This is a genomic window from Streptomyces caelestis (assembly GCF_001279005.1).
Classification (GTDB): Bacteria; Actinomycetota; Actinomycetes; order Streptomycetales; family Streptomycetaceae; genus Streptomyces; species Streptomyces heliomycini.
Genome location: NZ_LGCN01000071.1, coordinates 1 through 456, shown reverse-complemented (window position 1 = coordinate 456; position 456 = coordinate 1). Strand labels below are relative to the sequence as shown.

The following is a 456-nucleotide window of genomic DNA, read 5'->3' as shown; positions in this document are numbered from 1 at the left end:
GGTCGGGGTGCCGACGTACTCGGCGGGGATGGATTTCCGCGGGGTGTACGGGTCGTCGGCGCGGGTGCGCAGCGGCGCGGACCGGAAGGTGCGCGTGGAGGTGCCGCCGCTGTCCGCGGTGGTGCTGAAGGCGGCCAAAGCGCTGAGGTCCCCGTCGGTGAAGCCGTCGGTGTCGGTGCAGGCTCCGGCGGCCGGTGCGACCGGTGACGTGGAGGTGTCCGCGGAGGTGGACGGGGGAGGGCTGAACCGGGTGGTGTTCGCCGCCCAGGTCGGCAACGGACCCTGGCGCACGCTGGGTTCGGCCGACCACGCGCCGTACAGGGTGACTCAGCACCTGCCGGACACGGTGCGGGCGGGAACGCCGCTGCGCTACAAGGCCGTCGTCGTCGACGGCGCGGGACGCACCGCGAGCGACACCGCCGCCACCACCGCCGGACAACCCCCCGCCCCCGAGAA

The 456-nt window shown here is 74.6% G+C and carries 1 protein-coding gene; it reads left to right on the top strand.

Annotated elements, in window-relative coordinates:
- Positions 1–456, top strand: a 456-nt coding sequence (locus tag ADK41_RS42875; protein WP_245174620.1) for a hypothetical protein, incomplete at both ends; no start/stop codon positions are given.